Below are 6,446 nucleotides of genomic sequence, written 5' to 3'. Positions count from 1 at the left end.
CAAGTCGGACCGTTTAATAGCCACGGTAGCGGTGGTGGCGAACGCGGATGGTGCGATAGCCGTAGGTACGGTTGTAGCCGTAGCCGTTGTTATAGCCGTTGTAGCCCTGCGGCTGGGCGTAACCATAATAGCCGTTGTTGTAGCCGCCGTAGCCATATTGGTCGTTCTGGTGCTGGTAATAATGCTCGGCCGCGATGTTGCCGTCGGCGCGACGGTGGGCGCGGTTTAACCCGCGGTGCAGACGCTGATGCTCGTTCCAGGAGAGCCCCTCTTCGTGGGCCTCGTTATGGACGTCGTTGAGCTGATCGTGAACGTCATGATGCTCCTCGCCGAGCTGATCATGCTGATCTTCGTGCTGATCCTGATCGTCGTTGGGATGCGCGGCGGCGGCGGGCGCGGCGAAGCCGACCAGGGCAACGGCGCTGAGGGCGGAAAGAAGCAAGCTGCGCATAGGACCTCCTGAATGTCTGTAACGGGATTCAGCGCCTTGTTGGCTGAACGACCGGTGAGCCCGCGCTGCAGCCAAGGTTCAGGAATCAGGCGCTCGTCGCAAGCGGGTCCAACGTGCCGATCCAGGCGACCAGCATCAGGACGGCAACGGCGAGGATCGCTTCGACCGCGACGCTGTAGCTGATCGAGCTCACCGCCGCGGCGGATTGGCCAGTCGCGAGCGAGCCCTTAATGGCGGGGGTCAAGCGGAACCGGTTCAAGGCGGCGAGACCAAGCATTCCGGCGAACAACAGCAGCTTGATCAGCAGCAGACGGCCGTAAAGCGAAGCCGGCAGCGACAGGAAATTTGCTGGCCCGACCAGGATCCAGCTGTTGACGATTCCAGTGACGATGAGCAGCGCGACGCTGATGGTGCCGACGATGGAGAAATCATCGAGCCCGCGGTGGGCAAGAATGGCTCGATCGTGCGGATCATCGCACTCTTTGTTGGCGCGGGCGAGAAGCAGGAACAGCGCGGCAATCGCGCCGATCCAGACCCCCGCGGCAAGCAGGTGAACGATGTCGGCGGCGAGGTGGACGAGGCCGACCCTGCCCTCGTCCGCGGCACCGTGGCCGGTCCAGGCCAACGAGCCAAGCGCCACCGCTCCAAGGCCCGATGCAAGCGCCCACCAGGTCCTTGGCTTTGCTCGAAGCAAGAAGCTCAGGGGCAAAGCGGCAAGGAGGGCGATGGTCCGAACCTTGGCAGCGGTGCCGATTGCGGTCTCGTCGAGCATCGCGCGAAGCGCGTCGCGGTCGATCTCGTGAACCGGGACGTCGCTCATAACGGCGGCGATGAGGAGGAAGCTGAAGGCCGACAGCGCTATGCCGGCCAGCAGCAGTATGGAGATTGTGCTCGATCGGATGACGTCGACGCTGGCCTGCTGTCCCGCCGTACGCAGCGTGTAGAGCGAGAACAGCGGCAAGCCGAAGACCAGCATCAGGTCGAGATAGAGCGCGAACCTGGCCGCAATCAGTACGACGGCCAGGTCCATCGGTTACCGCACCTGGAAGGCGAAGGCGCCCGCGACGCGGTGGGTGTCGGCGGCGACCGCGTGCCACTTGACCTGATAGCTGCCCTTGGCGAGCGGGCGCGCGGCGATGAACTGGAGGGTCTTGCCGTCGGGGGCGACCGAAGCCTTGAAGCCGCCAATCTTCATCGGCATGTGATGGGGGACGCCCGGGTGGCCGGTCATGATCACGTCACCACCGCTCATCGGCGCCAGCAAGCGTTCGCTGAAGGTCAGCGAGACGCGATTGGTTGCCGCGACGCCACTGTTGGCGCGGGGAGACGAGCCAACAAGATGAGGATGCGCCTGCGCTACCCCGCCAGCAAGCAGGGCGACAGCGAACGCCGAACCGGTGATAATGCGCCGTAGGGCCATGTCGTGTTCCTTTGATGCGGGGTTAGAGAACCGCCTGGCAATTGAAAGCTGGATCACGCGGTTCGCATGTTCGTCATGAGGATGGGCATAGGTGAATCGCCATAAACCGCGCCTGAATAGTCACCTCATTCACCGTTCGCCGCGAAAAGGACCGGGGCCGGGTAAGATGGTGAGGCGTATCCATTTCGCGATGATCGACCCGGCGTCCTATCCCGAGTTCGGTTCGTCGGTGGCTTTGGGTTGCGGGGCGAATTCTCCCAGGCCCCATTGCTCGCGAATCATTTTGGTGGCGTCTTCGAGGCTCAGCGGCTCGCCTTCCTCGCCCGTGAGGTCGTCGGGGAAGTTGGCGGCGAGGCTGGCGCACGCCGTCGTCTAGCGCGATGTCCCAGGCGCGGCTGAAGCTTTCGGCATTGCTGGCGGCGTCGCTAGTAATGTCGCTTCTACTTTGAACGACTCGGTTAGATAACCATACCGGTTCGTGTAGAGCAACATTATTATCGCGCGGATTTGGGGAGGCGCCGGGGGAGCGGGTGGGCTAGAGCGCAGTCATGAGTTTCCACCAGTTGATTGAACAATATGGCGCGCTCGGGGTCGGGCTGGGCGGGGCGATCGAGGGGGAGAGCGCGGTCGTGATCGGCGGGGCGATCGCGCGCGGGGGGATGTTCAGCCCGTGGTGGGCGGCGCTGGCGGCGTTCATCGGGGCATTCGTGTCGTGCCAGATCTTCTTCCTCGTTGCGCGGACCCAGCGCGATCATCGGCTGGTGCACAAGATCATCGACAAGCCGGTGTTCGCGCGGGCACTGAAGATGATCGACCGTCACCCGCGATTGTTCTGCTTCGGCTTCCGGTTCATCTATGGGTTCCGGGTGGTCGGCCCGGTGGCGATTTCAATGAGCCATGTGCGGGCGCGCGATTTCGCGCTGCTGCAGATGTTCTCGGCGGCGATCTGGGGACCGGGGCTGGTGCTGATCGGGTGGAGCTTCGGGCCGCAGATCGTCCACCTCGCCAAGCTGTTGCTGACCCCGTGGAACGCGATGATCGCGGCGGCGGTCGGGATCGTCGCGGTGCTGGCGTGGATGCAGTGGCGGCGGCAGCGGGTGCTCGCCGAGCGGCGGCTGCAGGAAATCGACCGAGAGAATGAGGAAGTGGAGCAGCGGGCGGGATGAGCGATCGGGCGGCGATCTTCTATGACCCGACGGGGCGGCGGCGGAAGCGGTTCCGGGCGGCGTTGCTGTTGTTCGCGTTGCTGGTGGTGCTGTCGCTGGCGGGGCTGGCGGCGACGATCCAGCTGCTGCCGGCAGCCGAGCCGCTGCCTGTCGCGCTGGAGCGGGGCAAGCCAGTGCCGCCACCACGATCGAGCCTGCTCGACGTGACCGGGCGAAGTCTGAACAACGCCATACTAAGACTGATCGGCGCGAAACCGCCGAGCCCGCGGCGGGTCGGGGCGAAGCAGGCCGTGGCGGCGGCCGTGGCGATGGGCAAGCCGCTCAGCATCGGTTTCTACACGCCGTGGGACCGCAGTTCGACGGCGTCACTGCAACGGCACATCGGCGACCTCGACTGGCTGGCGCCGGTGTGGGTGACGGTGACCGGACCGACGCACCAGTTCAACGTCCTGCCCGATCCCAACGGGCGCGCGATCCTCAATGGCGCGGCGCACCGGCCGCTGATCCTGCCGGTGGTACAGAATGCGGCGAATGGCAGCTTCGACGGAACGGCGGCCGACGCGCTGTTCGCCGACCCGGCCGCACGTCAGAGATTGATCCGCCAGATCGAGGCGTTTCTGATCGCCAGTCATTCGTCGGGCGCGGTGTTCGATTTCGAGAATCTGAGCACGGTCGGCCAAGCCGATTACGTCACCTTCCTGGCCGAGGCGGCTGCGTTGTTCGACCGCCACGGATGGCTGACGACGGTCGCGGCGCCGGTCGATGCGCAGTGGAACCTAGCCGGGGTGGCAAAGGTCGTCGATCGCGTGTTTCTCATGGCCTATGACGAACACTCCAACGATGGGCCGCCTGGGCCGATCGCGTCGCAGCAATGGTGGGCGTCGAAGCTGGCGAGCGCGCTGCGCCAGGTGCCGCGCGAAAAGGCGATCGTGACCATCGGCAATTATGCCTATGACTGGCATGATCCCGACAAGAACGGGGCGGGCGGCGATCCGCTGAACGTCGAGGAAGCGTGGCTCGACGCGGCTGACAGCGACGCCAAGCCGGTGTTCGACCGGGCAAGCGGCAATTCGAGCGTCGCCTATGACGACGAATTCGGTCACCGCCATACGCTGTGGATCCTCGACGCGGCTTCGGCCTTCAACCAGATGAAATTGCTGGACCGGGCAGGGCTGCGGAGTGTCGCGCTGTGGCGGATGGGGGCTGAGGACCCGGCGTTGTGGTCGATCTTCGGGCGCGGGGCGAAGGTGCCGCGCGACCCCGCGGCGCTCGTCAGCCTGCCGCACGGGACCAATGTCGACGTCGAGGGGACGGGCGAGATCTTGCGCATCTCGTCGCTGCCGACGCCGGGCAAGCGCAAGCTCATCCTGACCCGCGACGGGATGATCGCCGGGGTCGATTTCGTCACGCTGCCGCGGCCGTACGTCATCACGCGGACCAACTATGCGCCGAACACGGTCGCGCTGACGTTCGATGATGGGCCCGATTCGCGGTGGACCCCGCAGATCCTCGACATCCTCAAGGCGAAGGGCGTGCCGGCGACCTTTTTCATCGTCGGGGAGAATGCGCTGACCGAGCGCGGGCTGCTCAACCGGATGATCGCCGAGGGCCATGAGATCGGCAACCATACCTATACCCACCCGAACCTGGCGACGACCGGGCGGACCCAGACGCTGTTCGAATTGAATGCGACGCAGCGATTGTTCCAGGCGTTCACCGGGCGGACGCTGAAATTCTTCCGCGCGCCGTTTTTCGGGGACGCCGAGCCGTCGACCGCGGACGAGATCTTCCCCGCGCTCGAGGCGCAGCAGCGCGGTTATATCTCGGTCGGGCTTCACGTCGATGCCCAGGACTGGCAGCGGCCCGGCGCGCAGGCGATCGTCAACAACGTCCTGTCGGGGGTGCTGGCCAAGCGCGGCAATGTCGTGCTGCTCCATGATTCGGGCGGAATCCGCACCGAGACCATCGCCGCGCTGCCGGCGATCATCGACCGGCTGCGCGCCGCGGGATATCGCTTCGTGCCGGTGTCGGCGCTGGCCGGGCTGTCGCGCGACCAGGCGATGCCGCTGCTGTCGCCGGGCGACCGGGCGGCGGCGCGGGTCGACCTCGCGCTCTTTGAGAGCCTCGGGCTGGGGGTGCAGGCGATGGGCTTGTTGTTCGGGTTGGCGATCACGCTCGGCATCCTGCGCGCGCTGACGTTGAGCGGGCTGGCGCTGGTCGGGGCGCGGCGCGAGAGCCGGACGGTGAGTCCGCCGATCGATCCCAAGCGCTTCGTCAGCGTGCTGATCCCGGCGTATAACGAGGAGCGGGTGATCGAGCGGTCGGTGCGGCAGGTGCTGGCGAGCGAGCGGGTCGAACTCGAGGTGATCGTGATCGACGACGGATCGAGCGATCGGACGTCGGAGGTTGTCAACGAGCATTTCGCGGGTGACCCGAGGGTCCGGCTGCTGACCATCCCCAACGGCGGCAAGGCCAATGCGCTCAACCTGGGGCTCGGCCTCGCGAACGGCGAGATCGTCATCGCACTCGACGCCGATACGCAGTTCGAGCCGACCACCATCGCCCGCCTGTCGCGCTGGTTCGTCGACGAGAAGATCGGCGCGGTCGCGGGCAATGCCAAGGTTGGCAACCGTATCAACCTGGTCACCAAGTGGCAGGCGCTGGAATATATCACCGCGCAGAACCTCGAGCGGCGCGCGCTGGCGCAACTCGGCGCGATGACGGTCGTGCCGGGTGCGGTCGGGGCGTGGCGCAAGGCGGCAATCTTGGGCGTCGGCGGCTATCCGCCCGACACGCTGGCCGAGGATCAGGATTTGACTATCGCGGTGCAGCGCGCGGGATGGGGCGTGACCTATGACCAGCACGCGATTGCCTGGACCGAGGCGCCGCAGACCTTGCGCCAGCTCGCCAAGCAGCGCTTCCGCTGGGCGTTCGGGACGATCCAGTGCCTGTGGAAGCACAAGCGGATCATGCTGGCCGGGCGGCCGCGGGGCCTCGCGATCGTCGGGCTGCCGCAGGTGATGCTGTTCCAGCTGATCTTTGCGATGATCTCGCCGATCATCGACCTCGCGCTGATCGTCAACATCATCGCGACGCTGACCTCGATCCACGAGCATGGGCTGAGCGCGGTCAAGGGGGATCCCGCGCGGATGGGGATGTTCTGGCTGTTGTTCGCGGCGATCGACCTGGTCGCCGGGCTGATCGCGTTTGTGCTCGAAAAGCGCGAGAACAAGCGGCTGCTGATCTGGCTGGTGCCGATGCGGTTCGTGTACCGCCAGACGATGTATTATGTGGTGATCAAGGCGATCGTGCAGGCGTTGCGCGGCCCGCGCGTCGGCTGGAGTTCGATCGCGCGGAGCGGCAAAGTACAGCTCGGGACGCACCGCGCGGGATAGCGCGGGGACGTGGG

5 protein-coding genes are annotated in these 6,446 nt (G+C 65.7%); 2 read left to right on the top strand and 3 right to left on the bottom strand.

The window, feature by feature from the left end; genetic code table 11:
- Nucleotides 1–13: 13 nt before the first annotated feature.
- From Q0R27_RS12040 to copC, 3 genes are all read right to left on the bottom strand, one after another.
- On the bottom strand, nucleotides 14–451 hold the full coding sequence (locus Q0R27_RS12040) for a hypothetical protein (RefSeq protein WP_293945109.1): 438 nt from the start codon (nucleotides 449–451) through the stop codon (nucleotides 14–16).
- 85 nt (nucleotides 452–536) lie between these two features.
- A complete protein-coding gene (gene copD, locus Q0R27_RS12035) occupies nucleotides 537–1,481 on the bottom strand; it encodes a copper homeostasis membrane protein CopD (RefSeq protein WP_293945107.1) in 945 nt (314 codons plus the stop codon).
- A 3-nt stretch (nucleotides 1,482–1,484) separates the two neighbouring features.
- The gene (gene copC, locus Q0R27_RS12030; protein ID WP_293945105.1) at nucleotides 1,485–1,871 is read right to left on the bottom strand and encodes a copper homeostasis periplasmic binding protein CopC; all 387 of its coding nucleotides are present in this window, start codon (nucleotides 1,869–1,871) and stop codon (nucleotides 1,485–1,487) included.
- 548 nt (nucleotides 1,872–2,419) lie between these two features.
- On the opposite strand from copC, the gene Q0R27_RS12025 reads away from it, so the two are divergent.
- Both Q0R27_RS12025 and Q0R27_RS12020 read left to right on the top strand, forming a co-directional pair.
- Nucleotides 2,420–3,037 carry a DedA family protein gene (locus Q0R27_RS12025; protein ID WP_293945103.1) on the top strand — a complete coding sequence of 206 codons (618 nt, stop codon included), beginning with the start codon at nucleotides 2,420–2,422 and terminating at the stop codon, nucleotides 3,035–3,037.
- Nucleotides 3,034–6,432: a glycosyltransferase gene (locus tag Q0R27_RS12020; protein ID WP_293945101.1), complete on the top strand. Its 3,399-nt coding sequence runs from the start codon at nucleotides 3,034–3,036 to the stop codon at nucleotides 6,430–6,432. The genes Q0R27_RS12025 and Q0R27_RS12020 overlap by 4 nt, the downstream gene beginning before the upstream one ends.
- The last annotated feature ends 14 nt before the right edge of the window (nucleotides 6,433–6,446 follow it).

The sequence above is a fragment of the Sphingomonas sp. genome, assembly GCF_025362505.1.
Classification (GTDB): domain Bacteria; phylum Pseudomonadota; class Alphaproteobacteria; order Sphingomonadales; family Sphingomonadaceae; genus Sphingomicrobium.
The sequence above is the reverse complement of the archived record's forward strand: the minus strand, read 5'-3'. Positions and strand labels throughout refer to the sequence as shown.

Coding starts and splice junctions, on each gene's coding strand:
- copD (WP_293945107.1), bottom strand. CDS start 1,481: ATGGACCTGGCCGTCGTACTGATTGCGGCCAGGTTCGCGCTCTATCTC.
- Q0R27_RS12025 (WP_293945103.1), top strand. CDS start 2,420: ATGAGTTTCCACCAGTTGATTGAACAATATGGCGCGCTCGGGGTCGGG.
- Q0R27_RS12040 (WP_293945109.1), bottom strand. CDS start 451: ATGCGCAGCTTGCTTCTTTCCGCCCTCAGCGCCGTTGCCCTGGTCGGC.
- copC (WP_293945105.1), bottom strand. CDS start 1,871: ATGGCCCTACGGCGCATTATCACCGGTTCGGCGTTCGCTGTCGCCCTG.
- Q0R27_RS12020 (WP_293945101.1), top strand. CDS start 3,034: ATGAGCGATCGGGCGGCGATCTTCTATGACCCGACGGGGCGGCGGCGG.